This window comes from Tabrizicola oligotrophica (genome assembly GCF_011008935.1).
Lineage (GTDB): Bacteria > Pseudomonadota > Alphaproteobacteria > Rhodobacterales > Rhodobacteraceae > Tabrizicola_A > Tabrizicola_A oligotrophica.
In genome coordinates this window covers 119975-135869 of record NZ_JAAIVJ010000004.1, presented here as the reverse complement: position 1 = coordinate 135869, position 15895 = coordinate 119975, and the positions used below count along the sequence as shown (strand labels likewise).

Annotated in this window: 15 protein-coding genes; 12 read left to right on the top strand and 3 right to left on the bottom strand. The window is 66.6% G+C overall.

Going from position 1 to position 15895, the window contains the following annotated elements; all coding sequences use genetic code 11:
* Nucleotides 1-101: 101 nt before the first annotated feature.
* Nucleotides 102-1610, bottom strand: a complete 1509-nt coding sequence (locus tag G4Z14_RS09230; protein WP_164624967.1) for a trimethylamine methyltransferase family protein — start codon at nucleotides 1608-1610, stop codon at nucleotides 102-104.
* On the bottom strand, nucleotides 1610-3625 hold the full coding sequence (locus tag G4Z14_RS09225) for an oxidoreductase (protein WP_227751627.1): 2016 nt from the start codon (nucleotides 3623-3625) through the stop codon (nucleotides 1610-1612). Before G4Z14_RS09225 ends, G4Z14_RS09230 begins: the two co-directional genes overlap by 1 nt.
* 85 nt (nucleotides 3626-3710) lie before the next feature.
* On the opposite strand from G4Z14_RS09225, the gene G4Z14_RS09220 reads away from it, so the two are divergent.
* The 5 genes from G4Z14_RS09220 (at nucleotide 3711) to pip (ending at nucleotide 7741) form a co-directional block, all read left to right on the top strand.
* A complete protein-coding gene (locus tag G4Z14_RS09220; protein WP_164624966.1) occupies nucleotides 3711-4301 on the top strand; it encodes a TetR family transcriptional regulator C-terminal domain-containing protein in 591 nt (196 codons plus the stop codon).
* 69 nt (nucleotides 4302-4370) lie between these two features.
* On the top strand, nucleotides 4371-5294 hold the full coding sequence (locus G4Z14_RS09215) for a BKACE family enzyme (protein ID WP_164624964.1): 924 nt from the start codon (nucleotides 4371-4373) through the stop codon (nucleotides 5292-5294).
* Nucleotides 5291-5758 carry a GNAT family N-acetyltransferase gene (locus G4Z14_RS09210; protein ID WP_164624962.1) on the top strand — a complete coding sequence of 156 codons (468 nt, stop codon included), beginning with the start codon at nucleotides 5291-5293 and terminating at the stop codon, nucleotides 5756-5758. The genes G4Z14_RS09215 and G4Z14_RS09210 overlap by 4 nt, the downstream gene beginning before the upstream one ends.
* Entirely contained in the window at nucleotides 5755-6765 is a 1011-nt protein-coding gene (locus G4Z14_RS09205) for a histone deacetylase family protein (protein WP_164624960.1), read from the top strand. The genes G4Z14_RS09210 and G4Z14_RS09205 overlap by 4 nt, the downstream gene beginning before the upstream one ends.
* 19 nt (nucleotides 6766-6784) lie before the next feature.
* Nucleotides 6785-7741 (top strand): prolyl aminopeptidase, encoded by a 957-nt coding sequence (gene pip, locus G4Z14_RS09200; RefSeq protein WP_164624958.1) that lies wholly within the window; start codon nucleotides 6785-6787, stop codon nucleotides 7739-7741.
* Here pip and G4Z14_RS09195 read toward each other — a convergent pair.
* The gene (locus G4Z14_RS09195; protein ID WP_164624956.1) at nucleotides 7738-8772 is read right to left on the bottom strand and encodes a dipeptidase; all 1035 of its coding nucleotides are present in this window, start codon (nucleotides 8770-8772) and stop codon (nucleotides 7738-7740) included. The genes pip and G4Z14_RS09195 overlap by 4 nt on opposite strands.
* Before the next feature lie 152 nt (nucleotides 8773-8924).
* Here G4Z14_RS09195 and G4Z14_RS09190 point away from each other — a divergent pair, with 152 nt between their 5' ends.
* The 7 genes from G4Z14_RS09190 (at nucleotide 8925) to G4Z14_RS09160 (ending at nucleotide 15807) form a co-directional block, all read left to right on the top strand.
* Nucleotides 8925-10523: an ABC transporter substrate-binding protein gene (locus tag G4Z14_RS09190; protein WP_164624954.1), complete on the top strand. Its 1599-nt coding sequence runs from the start codon at nucleotides 8925-8927 to the stop codon at nucleotides 10521-10523.
* Nucleotides 10524-10566: 43 nt separating this feature from the next.
* Nucleotides 10567-11622 carry an ABC transporter permease gene (locus G4Z14_RS09185; RefSeq protein ID WP_164624952.1) on the top strand — a complete coding sequence of 352 codons (1056 nt, stop codon included), beginning with the start codon at nucleotides 10567-10569 and terminating at the stop codon, nucleotides 11620-11622.
* Between the two features lie 8 nt (nucleotides 11623-11630).
* Entirely contained in the window at nucleotides 11631-12536 is a 906-nt protein-coding gene (gene nikC, locus G4Z14_RS09180; protein WP_164624950.1) for a nickel transporter permease, read from the top strand.
* 13 nt (nucleotides 12537-12549) lie between these two features.
* Nucleotides 12550-13380: an ABC transporter ATP-binding protein gene (locus G4Z14_RS09175; protein ID WP_164624948.1), complete on the top strand. Its 831-nt coding sequence runs from the start codon at nucleotides 12550-12552 to the stop codon at nucleotides 13378-13380.
* Nucleotides 13381-13539: 159 nt separating this feature from the next.
* Nucleotides 13540-14298: an ABC transporter ATP-binding protein gene (locus G4Z14_RS09170; RefSeq protein WP_164624946.1), complete on the top strand. Its 759-nt coding sequence runs from the start codon at nucleotides 13540-13542 to the stop codon at nucleotides 14296-14298.
* 11 nt (nucleotides 14299-14309) lie between these two features.
* Nucleotides 14310-15365, top strand: coding sequence for a dipeptidase (locus G4Z14_RS09165; RefSeq protein ID WP_164624943.1), 1056 nt, complete (start codon nucleotides 14310-14312; stop codon nucleotides 15363-15365).
* A gap of 226 nt (nucleotides 15366-15591) precedes the next feature.
* Entirely contained in the window at nucleotides 15592-15807 is a 216-nt protein-coding gene (locus tag G4Z14_RS09160) for a hypothetical protein (protein WP_164624941.1), read from the top strand.
* Nucleotides 15808-15895 lie beyond the last annotated feature (88 nt).

The window sequence follows — 15895 nt, the reverse complement described above, 5'->3', positions numbered from 1 at the left end:
CCGGCGGGCAAAGGAACGTGGCCGCGTAAGGGCAGTCCCCGGGGGCATGGCCATGGCCGCTTGGTTACAGTCGTCTGCCACCAGCCCGGGCGACGCCGCGCCTAGTTGGTTGGCGCCCCACCCTCGGCCTTGCGGCGGGCGACGAAGGCTTCGAGTTCCTCGCGGATGCCCGCGTCCAGCGCCGGGGCCTCGTAACCGGCCAGCAGATCCTTCCAGATCCGGTTGGCCCGCACCGGCGCCTCTTCCGAGCCGCGCAGCTGCCAGTTCGGATAGCTGTCCCAGTTCGACAGCATTGGCGCGTGGAAGGCGGTTTCATATTGCGCCATGGTCTGCGCCGTGCCGAAGAAATGCCCGCCCACCCCGGCCTCGGCGATGGCCTCCAGCGACAGGGCTTCGCCGTCCACCCGCATCGGGGTGAAATAGGCCTGCATCATGCCCAGCATCTCGGCATCAAGGATCAGCTTCTCGAAACTCGCGGTCAGCCCGCCGTGCATCCACCCGGCGGCATGGATCACCAGATGTGCCCCGCCCATCAGGCAGCCCCAGAGCGACATCTGGGATTCATAGGCCGCCTGGGCGTCCAGTGCATTGGCCGCCGTGGTGTTCGACGAGCGGAACGGCGCCCCGATCCGGCGGGCAAGCTGACCGGAGGCCTGTGCCGCCTTGGCATATTCCGGCGTGCCGAAGGCCGGAGCGCCGGTCTTCATGTCGACATTCGAGGTGAAGCCGCCATACATCGCCGGCACGCCGGGGCGCACGATCTGGGTCAGCACCAGCCCGAACATCGCCTCGGCATGTTGCAAGACCAGCGCGCCCGCGAGGCTGACCGGCGCCATCGCCCCGGCCAGCGTGAAAGGCGTGACAATTGCGACCTGCCCGTGTTCGGCCAGCGCAATCAGCCCCTGGCTCATCGGGTCATCCAGTTGCCGGGGCGAGTTGGTGTTGATGACCCCCATCATCATCGGCTGGCGCGCGAGATCGTCCAGCGACCAGCCCATCGAGAGGGCCGCCATCTGTAGCCCGTCCATCGTGCGCTCGGTGCCAAGCGCGTTGAGGTTCCAGCTCTTGTCCAGCAGCGTGATCTGGCTGAGGTAAAGGTCAAGATGCCTTGTGCTGGCCGGCAGGTCCATCGGCTCCAGCGGGCCACCGGACTCCTGCTGGATCACGTTCAGGCTTTGGCAGAGCCGCAGGAAATCCTGCATGTCGGCAAGCGTGCCGTCGCGCCGGCCGCGGTCAAGGTCCATCACATAGGCCGGGCCGCCGACCGAGGAAAACACCATGTCATTGCCGCCAAAGCGCAAATCCTTGCCCCGGTTGCGCGCCGCAATGGTGAAGCGGGCGGGCAGGGTGGCCAGACGCTCCTGCACCATCGCAGGATCAAGGAACACCATGTTGCCCTCCACCCGCGCCCCAGCGCTGCGGTAAAGTGCGAGGGCGCGGCCGTTCAGCACCCGCATGCCCTGCTCGGCCAAGACCCGCAGCGCGGCGTTGTGGATCGCCTCCACCTGATCGTCCGAAAGCACCCGGATCGGCTCATAGCCGCGCGGAACCTGCCCGAAGGGGCGTTGCGGAATGGCATGGGCAGAGCGGGCCGGGCGGCGCTGGCGCATCAGATACCTTCATGGGCAGGGCGCTCGCGGCGCGGGGGGCGGTCCGGTTCGCCCAGCAGCCGGGCAAAACGGTGGGCGGAATAGACCGCATCGGCGATCGAGGACGGGGTCAGGCAATCGCCGAGGCGCACGGTGTTAGGGCGGGTTTGCAGAGCTTGCCAAAGCCGGTCATCCGGCAGGCGCCCGGTGACAAGGATCAGCGCTCCGCAGGCGATGTCACGGGCCTGCCCCGTCGTCAGGCAGGTGGCGCGGGCATGGGTCGCGCCCTGTTCCGTCACGCTGTGCTGCGGCAGGATCGTGACGCCAAGCCCCATCAGCCGCTCCTGAATGAAGCCTTGCTCGTCGGTCAGGACCGTCCAGCCCGACACCTGCGGATAGGGCGTGACCAGCGTGACCGGATGCCCCGCGCGCGCCAGTTTCTCGGCCAGCGCGCCGCCCATGAAATAGTGCTCGTCATCATGGATCACCACTGGCCCGATGATCTCTGCGCCGGCGAAGATGTCGTCCGGGGTCAGGGCGCGCGGAAACTGTCGCGGCTGCATTTCCACCACGCCCACCCCGTCGCGCCGCCAGTGCGAGCCGGTCGCCAGCACCACATGATCGGGGGCCAGATCGGCAATGTCGTCCGCCGCCATCCGGCTTTCACGATAGATCTGCACATTCGGCAGCTTGCCCAGCATCGTCAGCCGCCAGTCGCGCACCCGGGCCCAGGTCGCCAGCCCCGGCAAAGTGCTTTCGCGAGAAACCCGGCCGCCAAGCTGCCGCGAAGCCTCGGCCAGCGTCACCTCAAGGCCCCGCCGCGCCAGCGTCAGCGCCGCCTCCAGCCCGGCGGGACCGGCCCCCACCACCAGCGCGGTCTCGCGCCGGGGATAGGCCGCGATCCGCTCGGGGTGCCAGCCACGCCGCCATTCCTCGCCCATAGTGGGGTTCTGGGTGCAGCGCAGCGGCACGGCCTCGTTGTTCGCGGCCCGGCAGATGTTGCAGCCGATGCATTCGCGGATTTCGTCCGCCCGCCCCGCGCGGATCTTTGCCGGCAGGAACGGATCGGCAATCGAGGGCCGGGCCGCGCCGATGAAATCCTGCACGCCTTTCCTGATCTGCTCGACCATGCGGTCAGGCGAGGTGAAGCGGCCGACCGAGACCACGGGCTTCGAGGTCAGGCCTTTGACGAAGCGGATATAGTCCTCCTGAAACCCTTCGCCGGAGAAACGGGCTGATTTGCTGTCATTGCCCAAGGCGCCGGCGATGTTCACATCCCAAAGGTCGGGCAAGTCGGCCAGCATCTCGACTACCTCGCGGCCCTCGGCCTCGGCGCAGACGCCGTCCGGCCCGTGCAACTCGTCCACCGCCAGCCGGATCGCCACGGCGCAGGTATCGCCCACCGCCTCGCGGGTGTCCTCCAGCATCTCGCGCAGCAGCCGCGCGCGGTTCTCCAGCGACCCGCCATAGGCATCGCCGCGGGTGTTGCTGCGGCGCGACAGGTACTGGAAGGGCAGGTAGTCATGGCCGGCATAGACATAGACGATGTCGAACCCCGCCTGTTTCGCCCGCCGCGCCGCGTCGCGCTGCCAGCCGCGGAAGGCGCGGATGTCGGCAAGATCCATCGCCCGCGCGGTGGTGGGCAAATGGAACAGTGCCGGTTGCACCTGCGGCGCCAGCGTTGGCAGCCGGGTCATCCGGTTCGAGGCATGCGCGCCACCATGCCACAGCTCGATCCCGGCCAGTGCGCCGTGGGTGTGGATGGCGTCGGCCGTGGCGGCCAAGGGGGCGATGTCATCATCGTCCCACAGCGTCAGGAAAGCATGCGGGCTGTCGTCGCTGGTCGGGTGGATGCTGCAATATTCGGTGCAGACCACACCCCAGCCGCCCTCGGCCTTGATCCCGCGCAGGGCGGCACCCGATTGCGGGCGCTGCCAGCCAAAGCCGGTGGCATGCGGCGTCTGGTAGAACCGGTTCGGCGCAGTGACCGGGCCGATCCTGACCGGCTCGAACAGAATGGCGTGGCGGGGGTCCATGGCAATCCTCCTTGGCGGCAGGCTAGCACTGTTGTATGTGTGTTCAACAAGAAACCCGGCCGCCGCCGTTCAACAAGGCCGCACCATGACTGCGCCGAAATACAAACGCCTTGCGCCAGAAGACCGCGCCGCCGAACTGGTCGAGGCCGGGTTGAAGGTGCTGGCCAAGGGCGGCATCACCGCCTTCACCATCGACAACCTCTGCAAGGCCTCGGGCGCCTCGCGCGGGCTGATCGGCCATCACTTCGGCGGCAAGGACGGGCTTCTGGCCGCCTGCTACGCGGCCGCCTATGCACCCTTGCTGCAAGTCATCGGGACTGACACGCCGCTTCCCCTTGGTGCGCTCCTCGATGACCTCCTCTCCGACCGTCAGTTTCAGCGCGACGGGCTGAACATCTGGCTGGCGCTCTGGGGCGAGATCGCGGTGAACCCCGCCCTCCGGGCTGAACATCTGCGCCAGTATGACCGCTACCACCGCGCCATCGCCGCCGCGATTGCGAGCCACGCCCTTGCACACGGGCGACAGGTGGACCCCTCCCGCCTTGCATCCGGCCTGATTGCGCTCATTGACGGGCTCTGGGTCGAAATCTGCATCGCGCCCGACCGGATGGACCCGCCTGCGGCCCGCCAACTGGTCGAGGCCTTCCTTGCGCCCCATACCGGCCCGCTGCGCTGAGCCGCCTTCAATGTGGCGCAAATATCCCGGGGGCTTGCGACGCGGCGCATCCGCGGTCAATCTGGCCTCATGTCAAAGATCATCATCTCCTGTGCCATCACCGGCTCGATCCACACCCCCTCGATGTCGCCCTATCTGCCGATCACCGGCGCGGAAATTGCCCGCGCGGGCATGGAAGCGGCCGAGGCCGGGGCGACCATCCTGCACCTGCATGCCCGTGACCCGGCGAATGGCCGGCCCTCGGCCGATCCCGCGCATTGGGCGGGCTTCCTGCCGGCCCTCAAGGCTGGGTGTCAGGCCGTCGTCAACATGACCACCGGCGGTTCGGCGGTGATGACGCTGGAAAGCCGCCTTGCTGCGCCCCGGCAGTTCCGGCCCGAGATGTGCAGTCTGAACATGGGCAGCATGAACTTCGCGCTTTACCCGATGGCGGCGCGGATCAAGGGCTGGCGGTTTGACTGGGAAAGACCTTTCCTCGAGAATTCCGATGATCTGGTGTTCAAGAACACCCCCCGCGACATTGCGCAGGTGCTGGCCGAAATGGGCAGCCGCGGCGCGCGGTTCGAATTCGAATGCTACGATGTCTCGCATCTCTACATGCTGAAGCATTTCGTCGATCGCGGCGCGGTGACGGGACCGCTCTATATCCAGTTCGTGTTCGGCGTTCTGGGCGGCATGGCGGCCGATCCCGACATGCTGGTGCTGATGAAACGCACCGCCGACCGGCTGTTCGGCGCGCAGTACCTGTTTTCCGTCCTTGCCGCCGGGCGGCAACAAATTCCCATGGCCAGCATGGCCGCCGCCATGGGCGGGCATGTGCGGGTGGGGCTGGAGGACAATCTCTACATTTCCAAAGGCGTGCTGGCGAGCAGCAATGCCCAGCAGGTCCGGCAGATCCGCGCCATCGTCGAGGGCATGGGCCGCGAGGTGGCCACCCCGGCCGAGGCGCGTGCGATGCTGGCGCTGAAAGGCGCGGCGGAGGTAGGGTTTTGACCACCATCCGCAAGGCCGCCGCCGCCGATGTTCCCACACTTCTGCGCTTCCTGGTTGCCATGGCCGCCGAGACGGGAGAGGCTATCGGCTCGACCGAAGCCAGTCTCCTGGCCCATGGTTTCGGCCCCAGCCCGCGGTTTCATGCGCTCCTGGCCGAGCGGGCGGGTGATCCGCTGGGGCTGATCCTCTACTTTCCCGAATATTCCACCTGGCGCGGCGAGATCGGGCTTTTCGTGCAGGACGTCTACGTCAGCCCCGCAGGCCGGGGTCTTGGCCTTGGCCGCAAGCTTCTTGCCGCCGCAATGGTCCGTGCCGACTGGCAACCGCAGTTCCTGACCCTAATGGTCGCGCGGAAGAACACCGCCGCGCGCGCGTTCTATGCCGCCCTCGGCCTGTCGCTGCGGGACGAGGCCGACCAGATGATCCTAGAAGGAGAGGGCCTTGCCGCCCTGATGCGCCCATGATTACCGTGTTTGACGATGCCCAGCGGGCGCATGACCCGCAGTTCTTCCTGTCCTCGGGGGCGCCGCAGCCCTGCCCGGAAAAGCCGGCGCGGGTCGATGCGCTTCTGGGCGCGGTCCGGCGTCTGGGCGGTCCGGTGGTGCAGGCGCCGGATGCCGGGCTGGAGCCGATCCTGCGCCTCCATCCGCAGCGTTATGTCACCTTCCTGCAGACCATCCACGCCCGCTGGAGCCGGATTCCCGGCGCCTCGGCCGAGGTGATCCCCAACATCCACCCGGCGAACCGCTCCGACGGCTATCCCCTGTCCGCCGTGGGGCAGGCGGGGTTTCACCAGACCGACACCTCCTGCCCGATCAGCGCGAACACCTGGGCGGCCGCCTATGCCAGCGCGCAGACGGCGATCCATGGCGCCGATCTGTTGCGCGCGGAACGCGTGGTCTACGCCCTCTGCCGTCCGCCGGGCCACCATGCGTTTGCCGAACTGGCGGGCGGGTTCTGCTATCTGAACAACTCCGCCATCGCCGCGCAGCGCCTGACCGATGCGGGGCGCAGAGTGGCGATCCTTGATGTCGACCTGCACCATGGCAACGGCACGCAAGGCATTTTCTATGACCGGCCTGATGTGCTGACCGTATCGATCCATGCCCATCCCGAGCGCTACTACCCGTTCTTCTGGGGCTATCCCGACGAGCGGGGCCGGGGCGCGGGCGATGGGGCGAACCTGAACCTCTGCCTCGATCGCGGCACTGGCGACGAGGGGTTCATGGCCGCGCTCGACCGGGCCATGCAGGCGGTGGCCGACTGGGGCGCCGATACGCTGGTGCTGGCGCTGGGGCTGGACGCCTTTGAAGGCGATCCCTTTGCCGGACTGGCGGTGACGACGCCGGGCTTTGCCCGCATCGGCCGCGCGGTGGCCGGCATGGGCCTGCCGGTGCTGATCGTGCAGGAGGGCGGCTATCTTTGCCCCGAGCTTGGCGACAACCTCGCCGCGGTGCTGAGCGGGTTCTGACGCGGCAAGGGAAATCATCATGACAAACCGGCGTGGCCTTTACCCCGAGATTTCCCCCTACCGCACCGGCCGGCTGCGGGTGTCGGACCTGCACGAGATCCATTTCGAGGAATGCGGTAACCCGGCGGGCAAGCCCGCGCTGGTGCTGCATGGCGGACCGGGCGGCGGCGTATCGCCCTTCCTGCGGCAAGGCCACGATCCGGCGAAGTATCGCATCATCCTGTTCGATCAGCGCGGCTGCGGCCAGTCCACCCCGCACGCCTCGCTGGTCGACAACACCACATGGCATCTGGTGGCCGATATCGAGGCGCTGCGCCAGCATCTTGGGGTCGAGCGCTGGCAGGTGGTCGGGGGCAGCTGGGGCTCGACGCTGGCGCTCAGCTATGCGCTGACCCATGCGGAGAGGGTGACCGAACTGGTGCTGCGCGGCATCTTCACCATCCGGAAATCCGAGATCGACTGGTTCTATCAGGCGGGCGCCGATCAGATCTTTCCCGAGGCCTGGGAGGATTACCTTTCGGTAATCCCCGCCCGGGAGCGGGCCGATATGGTCGCCGCCTATTACCGCCGCCTCACCGGCCCCGACGAAGCCGAGCGCCAGAGGGCTGCGCGGGCCTGGAGCCTGTGGGAGGGGGTGACGCTGTCGCTTCTGCCCAATCCGGTTCGCGAGAAGGCCTTTGCCGCAGATCACTATGCCGCGGCGATGGCGGCGATCGAATGCCACTACTTCGTTCATGGCGGGTTTTTCGACCATGACGGCTGGATCATCGCCAATGCGCGCCGGCTGCGCGGCATTCCGGCGGTGATCATCCAAGGCCGGTATGACGTCGTCACCCCGGCCCGCACCGCATGGGATCTGCACCGGGCTTGGCCAGAGGCGCAACTCGTCATGGTCCCCGACGCGGGGCACACCGGAACCGAGCCGGGCATTGCCGACGCCATGGTGCGGGCGACGGATGGGTTCGCCGGTCTTTAGCCGATCACGCGGGACAGAAGGCCCATCCAGTTGCCCCAGCAGATGCGGCTGACCAGCCCCTCGCCATAATCCGCGTCGCGCATGGCTTGCACCAGTTTCGGCAGGCCGGCGGCATCCTTCAGGAAGGCCGGAATCATCGTGCCGTCAAAGTCGGAGCCAAGCGCGACGCCGGTTTCGCCCAACTTTTCCAGCAGGTGATCGAGATGGCGGATCAGCACTTCGGGCGCGGTATCGGGGGTCTTCGCCCCGTCCGCCCGCACGAAGGCGCAGCCGAAGTTCAGCCCCACCAGCCCGCCGCGCTCGGCCATGGCATCCAGCTGGCGGTCGGTCAGGTTGCGCGTCGCCGGGGTCACGGCATGGGCGGCGGAATGGGTGGCGACCAGCGGGCGCGTGCTGGTCGCGGCGACATCCCAGAACCCGGCTTCGTTCAGGTGGGCAAGGTCGACCAGAATCCCCAGCCGGTCGCATTCGCGCACCAGCGCCCGGCCCGCCTCGCTCAGCCCCGGCCCGGTGTCGGGGCTGGCCGGAAAGTTGAACGGCACGCCATGGCCAAAGGCGTTCGGGCGGCTCCACACCGGCCCGAGCGAGCGCAGCCCGGCGGCATAGAGCAGGTGCAGAAGGTCCATGTCCGGGCCAATCGCTTCGGCGCCCTCCAGGTGCAGCACGGCGGCAATCGCCCCCTCCGCCCGCGCCGTCTCGATCTCGGCCACCGAGCGGCAGGCACGCAGCGCGTCGGGCCACGACCGGGTGAGGCGGGCAAAAAGCGCCGCCTGCGCCAGCGTGTCGGCCAGCGCCCGGCCTTGCGGGATTTCGGGGAACTCCCGCAGGGTTGCCATCGGGTCTACCCGGGTGGCCGGATCATTGGTGGGCCAGATTGCGAAAAGCCCACCGGCAAAGCCCCCGGCACGGCATTTTTCCAGCGTGATGTCGCCGTCGCGCCCGGCAAAGAATCCCGATTGCGCCGTCTCTCCTTCGCGCTGCAGGCAGGACAAAAGGTCATTGTGCCCGTCAAAGATCGGAAAATCCGTCATCCTGCCCGCCTTTTCGCCAAGTTGTCTGAATGCGACATCAAATCCCGCCGCGCGTGTTGACAAGCCATGACGAAAACTGCCCAATTGGTCAAGGAATGGCCCGAAGACTCAGGGCATTTCCGTAAATAATAAACAAAATCAGGGAGTTGATGATGAAGCTTGATCCCGTTCTTCGCCGCCTTGGCGCAGCTGCCGTCGCCGGCCTGCTGATCGGTACCGCCCCGGCTGCGCTTTTCGCCGAAACCCCCGCCGATACGCTGGTGATTGCCGACGCCATTGACGACATCGTCGCGCTCGATCCCGGCGAGGCCTATGAATTCTCGGGTCTCGATGTGGTCAACAACGTCTATGACGGGCTGATCGAGCTTGATCCGGCCAAACCGGGCGAGCTGATTCCGGGCCTTGCCGAAAGCTGGTCGGTGTCGGAGGACGGGCTGACCTTCAGCTTCAAGATGAAGCCGGGCGTGACCTTTGCCTCTGGCAATCCGGTGCGCGCCGAAGATGCCGCATGGTCGCTGCAGCGCGCGGTCAAGCTGAACAAGTCCCCCGCCTTCATCCTGAACCAGTTCGGCTGGACGGCTGAAAACGTCGACAGCATGGTCAAGGCCGACGGCGATACCCTGACGCTGACCGTCGACAAGCCCTATGCGCCGACTTTCCTTTACAACTGCCTGACGGCGGGCATCGCCTCGGTGGTGGACAAGGAACTGGTCATGCCGAACGAGGTTGCCGGCGATTTCGGCAATGAATGGCTGAAGTCGAACTCGGCCGGCACCGGCGCCTATGTGCTGAAATCCTTCAAACCGAACGAAGGCTACATCCTTGAGGCCAACCCGACCCACTGGCGCGGCGCCCCGGCGCTGGCCAAGGTCTTCATGCAGCACGTCCCCGAAGCCGCCACCCAGCGCCTGCAACTGGAAAAGGGCGACATCGACATCGCGCGCGAGCTGACCCCGGTGGACATCGAAGGCATGGCCGGCAATGCCGACGTGAAGATTCAAGGCGACGTCGGCGGGCAGATCTTCTACCTGTCGTTCAACCAGAAGAACGAGATGTACAAGAACCAGAAGCTTCTGGAAGCGATGCGCTGGGCCGTTGACTATGACGGCATGGCGAACAGCTTCCTCAAGGGCAACATGGTGGTGCATCAGGCCTATCTGCCGAAAGGCTATCTCGGCGCGCTGGAAGATCAGCCCTACAAGCTCGACATCGAAAAGGCCAAGGCGCTGGTCGCGGAAAGCGGCATCGAGAACCCCAAGATCGTGCTGGACGTGCGCAACGCCACCGACCGGATGGAGATGGCGCAGTCGATCCAGAACACCTTCGGGCAGGCCGGCATCACGGTGGAGCTGAACATCGGCGAGGGGGCCGAACAGCTGAAGCGCTACCGCGCGCGTCAGCATGACGGCACGCTGCAAAGCTGGGGCCCGGATTATCCCGACCCGCACACCAATGCCTCGGCCTTCTCGATGAACGCCGACAATGCCGACGATGCCGGCACCGGCGGTCTGGCTTATCGCAACGCCTATGAGCCGGGCGAATGGCACGGCAAGACCGAAGCGGCGGTGATGGAGCGTGACGGCGCCAAGCGCAAGATGATGTACGAGGAAATCCAGAAGGCGCACCGCGAGACCTCGCCCTTCATCGTGATGTTCCAGATCGGCTATCAGACTGGCCTGCGCGCCAATGTGAACGGCTTCTACACCGGCGGCGCCACCGACTCGGCGGCCTACTGGACCGTGACGAAGTAAGACCCAAGGCCGGGCGGTCCGCAGATCGCCCGGCCCTTTCCGCATGTCAGACACCCTTGCCGCATCCCCGCTGACCCGCACGGTGAAACGCCTGATCGGCGTTGCCGCGTCCCTGCTGTTCACCTTCATCGGGCTGTTGTTCGTCACTTTCATCATCGCCCGCATCGTGCCGATCGACCCGGTGCTGTCGATCCTTGGCGACCGCGCCACCGATGCCCAGATCGCCGCCGAGCGGCTGCGCCTCGGTTTGGACGAGCCGCTGTGGAAGCAGTTCGGCATCTATGTCTGGCAGGCCTTGCAGGGCGATTTCGGCATTTCCATCCGAACCCGCGAGCCGGTGATCGCGGAGATCGCCCGCTTCTTCCCCGCCACGCTGGAACTCGCCACGCTGGCCACGATCTTCGGCGTCGCGCTGGGCGTGCCGGCGGGGGTGCTGGCCGCCACCAAGCCGGGGTCATGGGCCGACCAGATCGTGCGGCTGGTGGGGCTGATGGGCTATTCGATGCCGGTGTTCTGGCTGGGGCTGATGGGGCTTTTGCTGTTCTACGGCGTTCTCGGCTGGGTCGGCGGGCCAGGACGGCTGGATGCCGCCTATGACATGATGTTCGAATTCGAGGTGACGCAGCGCAGCGGCATGATCCTGATCGACACCGCGCTGGCCGGGCGCTGGGACATGTTCGCCAACGCGATTTCCCATATCATCCTGCCCGCGGGGCTGCTGGGTTATCTCTCGATGGCCTATATCAGCCGGATGACCCGCAGCTTCATGATGAACGAGCTGGGGCAGGAATACATCACCACGGCGCGCGTCAAGGGCATGCCCGAGCGCCGGGTGATCTGGGTGCATGCCATGCGCAATGTCATGGTGCCGCTGATTACCGTTGTGGCGCTCAGCTATGCGAGCCTGCTGGAAGGTGCAGTGCTGACCGAAACCATCTTTGGCTGGCCCGGCCTTGGCAGCTATATCACCGACGCGCTGATGGCCAACAACATGCCTGCCGTGATGGGCGGCACCATCGTCGTCGGCATGGTCTATATCGGGCTGAACCTGCTCAGCGACATCCTCTACAAACTCGTCGATCCGAGGGCCAGAACATGAGCACTGGCATGAGCCAGATCACCACATGGCTGCGCGACCCGAACCCGACCTCGCGTCGGCAGGCCCGGCTGGGGCAGGCTTTCATGGCCTGGCTCCGGATGCGGCGGAACCCCTTGGCGATGGTCGGCCTGGCCATTGTCGCCGTCCTTCTGGTGATGGCCGCCTTCGCCCCGTGGCTCGCCCCGCATGACCCGATCACGCAAGATCTGTCGAACCGGCTTCTGCCGCCGCTGACGCCGGGCCACCTCCTCGGCACCGACGATTTCGGCCGCGATATCCTCAGCCGCATTCTTTACGGCAGCCGGATCACGCTGTTCATCATCGGGCTGGTCGCCGTCACCGCGCCAGTCTTCGGCCTTCTGGTCGGCACTGTGGCGGGTTATTTCGGCGGTTGGACCGATGAGATCCTGATGCGGATCACCGACATCTTCCTTGCCTTTCCGAAGCTGATCCTTGCCCTTGCCCTTGTCGCGGTTCTGGGGCCGGGGATGGAAAATGCCATCCTCGCCATCGCGCTCACCTCCTGGCCGCCCTATGCCCGCGTCGCGCGGGCCGAGACGCTGACGGTGCGCACCTCCGACTATATCGCCGCCGTCCGCCTGCAAGGCGCAGGGCCGGCGCGGATCATCCTTGGCCATGTCATGCCGATGTGCCTGCCCTCGGTCATCATCCGGGTGACGCTGGACATGGCCGGCGTCATCCTGATCGCGGCCGGCCTTGGCTTTCTGGGCCTTGGCGTGCAGCCGCCCTTGCCGGAATGGGGCGCGATGATTTCGGCGGGGCGGAAATACCTGTTCGAGCAATGGTGGGTCGCCACCATGCCCGGCCTTGCCATCTTCATCGTCTCGCTGGGCTTCAACCTCTTGGGCGACGGGCTGCGCGATGTTCTGGACCCAAGGAGTGCCGGAAGATGAGGAGCGCCGGGAGATGAGCCTGCTTTCCGTCAAGAACCTGCGCGTCAGTTTCGACACCGAGGCGGGTCTGGTCGAGGCCGTGCGCGGCGTGTCCTTCGAGCTTGGCCGCGAGCGGCTGGGCATTGTTGGCGAAAGCGGTTCGGGCAAGACCATGACTGGCCGCGCCGTGCTGCGCCTGATCCGCCCGCCGGGAAGGATCGAGGCCGACAGAATGGCGTTCGACGGGCAGGATCTGATGCGCGCCACGGAACGCGAGATGCGCGCCTTGCGCGGGCCGCGCATTGCCATGGTGATGCAGGACCCGAAATATTCGCTGAACCCGGTGATGAAAGTCGGCGCACAACTGATGGAGGGTCTGCGCCAGCGCGACCGGCTGTCGCGGATGGAAGCGCATGACAAGGCCATCGCCGCGCTGGAGGCGGTGCAGATCCGCGACCCCGGCCGCGTGATGGAGGCCTATCCGCATGAATTGTCGGGTGGCATGGGCCAGCGGGTGATGATCGCCATGATGCTGATCCCGAACCCCGACCTCCTGATCGCCGATGAACCGACCAGCGCGCTGGACGTGACCGTGCAGGCCGAGGTTCTGGCCATTCTCGATGGCCTTGTGCGCAACCGGGGCATGGGGCTGATCTTCATCAGCCATGACCTGCGGCTGGTGGCGCGGTTCTGCGACCGGGTGCTGGTGATGTACAAGGGCAAGGTGGTCGAGGAATTGGCCGCGCAGGACCTGATGCAGGCGAAACACCCCTATACGCAGGGCCTCCTGAATTGCCTGCCCCGCATCGGCGGCCCGCGCCAGCCCTTGCCGGGACTGGACCGCAACGCGGATTGGGCGGTGTAGGATGGTCTGGTTGCGCCAGTCCTCCCCCACCCCCAACCCCTCCCCACAAAGGGGGAGGGGAGGCGCTTTTGCCTGCCATCCTGTCACCTCCCCTCCCCCTCGTGGGGAGGGGTTGGGGGTGGGGGGCATGGCGCAAGGCGTGTCGAAAGGACTCCGCACATGGCCCTGATTGAAATCGACAACCTCTCCGTCACCTTCCTGTCCAAGGGCCACAGAGTGCTGGCGGTCAAGGATGTTTCCCTTGCCGTCGAGGCCCGCGAAAGCTTTGGCCTTGTCGGTGAAAGCGGCTCGGGCAAGTCCACCATCCTGCGGGCGATCTGCGGGCTGGCGCCGGTGTCGGGCGGGGCGATCCGGATTGACGGGCAGCCGTTGGATCGGGGCGCGGGCAAGGGCTTTGCCCGGCGGGTGCAGATGGTGTTCCAAGACCCCTACGCGAGCCTGCATCCCCGCCACACCATCGACCGCACCCTCTCCGAACCGCTGGCCATCCATGGCATCGGCGACACTGATGCCCGCGTGATGCGGGCGCTGGATGATGTTGGCCTGCCGCGCAGCTTCCGGTTCCGCTTTCCCCACCAGCTGTCCGGTGGTCAGCGCCAGCGCGTCGCCATCGCCCGCGCCCTGATGCTGGAGCCGGAAATCCTGCTTCTGGACGAGCCGACCAGCGCCCTCGATGCCTCGGTGCAGGCCGAGACGCTGAACCTTCTGAACCGCCTGCGCGCCGAGCGCGGGCTGACGTTCCTCATGGTCTCTCATGATCTCGCCGTCATCGACCATATGTGCGACCGGATCCTGGTGATGCAGCACGGGCAGGCGGTGGAGGAACTCACCCGCGACCAGCTTGCCGGGGCGCAAATGAAAACCGACTATGCCCGCAGCCTGTTTGCCGCCAGCGCCGACCGGATGCTGGCCGGCTGAAAGGACCCCTGATGATTCCCGTTTTCGACGGTCACAACGATTTCCTCCTGCGCCTGCTGGACCATCCGGACCAGCGCGACACGCTGTGGCTGAAGGACGGCCGCGAAGGCCATCTCGACCTGCCGCGGATGCAGAGGGGCGGCTTTGCCGGCGGGTTTTTCGCCATCTATATCCCGTCCCCCATCGCCCATGACGCGCCCGACTATATGGCCGCGATGGAAAACCCACCCTTCGCGCTGCCCTTGCCCGACCTGATCGACCACCACACGGCCCAACCGATTGCCCTGGCCAAGGCGGGGCATCTGCTGTGGATGGAGCGGGCCTCGGGTGGCGCTTTCAAGGTCTGCCGCACAGTGGCGGAGTTGCGCGAATGTCTGGCCAAGGGGGTGATTTCGGCCATCCTGCATATGGAAGGGGCCGAGGCCATCGACCCCGACCTTGACGCGTTGCACAGCTTCCACGCCATGGGCCTGCGCTCGCTGGGGCCGGTCTGGTCGCGGCCGACGGTGTTTGGCCATGGCGTGCCCTTTGCCTATCCCTCTGGCCCCGATACCGGCAAGGGGCTGACCAAGGCCGGCAAGCGGCTGGTGCGGGAGTGCAACCGCCTGCGGATCATGCTGGACATGAGCCATATCAATGAGGCGGGGTTCTGGGACGTGGCCGCCCTGACCGATGCGCCCCTGGTCGCCACCCATTCCAACGCCCATGCGGTCACGCCCTCCTCGCGCAACCTGACCGACAGGCAATTGGCCGCGATCCGCGACAGCGGCGGCATGGTGGGGCTGAACTACGCCACCTCCTTCCTGCGCCGCGACGGCAAGCAATCGGCCGAGATGGGCTGGGAGGACGTGCTGGCCCATCTGGACCACCTGTTGCAGCATCTGGGAGAGGACGGGGTCGGCCTTGGGTCCGACTATGACGGCGCGACGATCCCGGTGGGGATTGGCGATGTGGCGGGCCAGCAGAACCTGATCGAGGCGATGCGGAGGCATGGCTATGGCGAGCGGCTCATCGCCAAGATCGCGCATGAGAACTGGTTCCGGGTGCTGGACAGGACCTGGGGGTAGGGCGGGGCCGACCCCGTCAAACCGGACGAAAGGCCGGCGATCCGACCCGCGGCGCGAAACCCGTCATATGGCCCCGTCTGCCCGGTCCCTTGGCGGAATGTCGCCGGTTTCGCGGCCGCCGCAGGCCCGAAAGCCGCCCGTCCGGGCCGCGCCCGATGCGCCACCCGTGCAAATCCGTGCACTTGCGCGCAGGCTTGGCGGGGAACTCTTGCAGCGGAGACCTGCCATGACACGCAACCCCATTGCTCTTGCCTTTGTCATCCTCTCTGCCCTTGGCCTGACGGGATGCCTTGCCAATGACACCGAACGCGGCCTTGTCGGTGCTGCGGGCGGCGCGGTGATTGCCGACGCCACCGGAGGCAGCCCCCTGACCGGCGCCGTCATCGGCGGCGCGGCCGGCTATTTCTGCCGCGACTTGCGGGTGCCGGGCTGTGTCGAATAGGGGGCATGGCGGATCAGGAAAGCGCCGGGCCGCCTGATCCCGCGCAGGGGCGTCCATGACAAGGCGGGAGGCCAGCAGCGGGGAGTTG

Coding starts and splice junctions, on each gene's coding strand:
- G4Z14_RS09230 (WP_164624967.1), bottom strand. CDS start 1,610: ATGCGCCAGCGCCGCCCGGCCCGCTCTGCCCATGCCATTCCGCAACGC.
- G4Z14_RS09225 (WP_227751627.1), bottom strand. CDS start 3,625: ATGGACCCCCGCCACGCCATTCTGTTCGAGCCGGTCAGGATCGGCCCG.
- G4Z14_RS09220 (WP_164624966.1), top strand. CDS start 3,711: ATGACTGCGCCGAAATACAAACGCCTTGCGCCAGAAGACCGCGCCGCC.
- G4Z14_RS09215 (WP_164624964.1), top strand. CDS start 4,371: ATGTCAAAGATCATCATCTCCTGTGCCATCACCGGCTCGATCCACACC.
- G4Z14_RS09205 (WP_164624960.1), top strand. CDS start 5,755: ATGATTACCGTGTTTGACGATGCCCAGCGGGCGCATGACCCGCAGTTC.
- pip (WP_164624958.1), top strand. CDS start 6,785: ATGACAAACCGGCGTGGCCTTTACCCCGAGATTTCCCCCTACCGCACC.
- G4Z14_RS09195 (WP_164624956.1), bottom strand. CDS start 8,772: ATGACGGATTTTCCGATCTTTGACGGGCACAATGACCTTTTGTCCTGC.
- G4Z14_RS09190 (WP_164624954.1), top strand. CDS start 8,925: ATGAAGCTTGATCCCGTTCTTCGCCGCCTTGGCGCAGCTGCCGTCGCC.
- G4Z14_RS09185 (WP_164624952.1), top strand. CDS start 10,567: ATGTCAGACACCCTTGCCGCATCCCCGCTGACCCGCACGGTGAAACGC.
- nikC (WP_164624950.1), top strand. CDS start 11,631: ATGAGCCAGATCACCACATGGCTGCGCGACCCGAACCCGACCTCGCGT.
- G4Z14_RS09175 (WP_164624948.1), top strand. CDS start 12,550: ATGAGCCTGCTTTCCGTCAAGAACCTGCGCGTCAGTTTCGACACCGAG.
- G4Z14_RS09170 (WP_164624946.1), top strand. CDS start 13,540: ATGGCCCTGATTGAAATCGACAACCTCTCCGTCACCTTCCTGTCCAAG.
- G4Z14_RS09165 (WP_164624943.1), top strand. CDS start 14,310: ATGATTCCCGTTTTCGACGGTCACAACGATTTCCTCCTGCGCCTGCTG.
- G4Z14_RS09160 (WP_164624941.1), top strand. CDS start 15,592: ATGACACGCAACCCCATTGCTCTTGCCTTTGTCATCCTCTCTGCCCTT.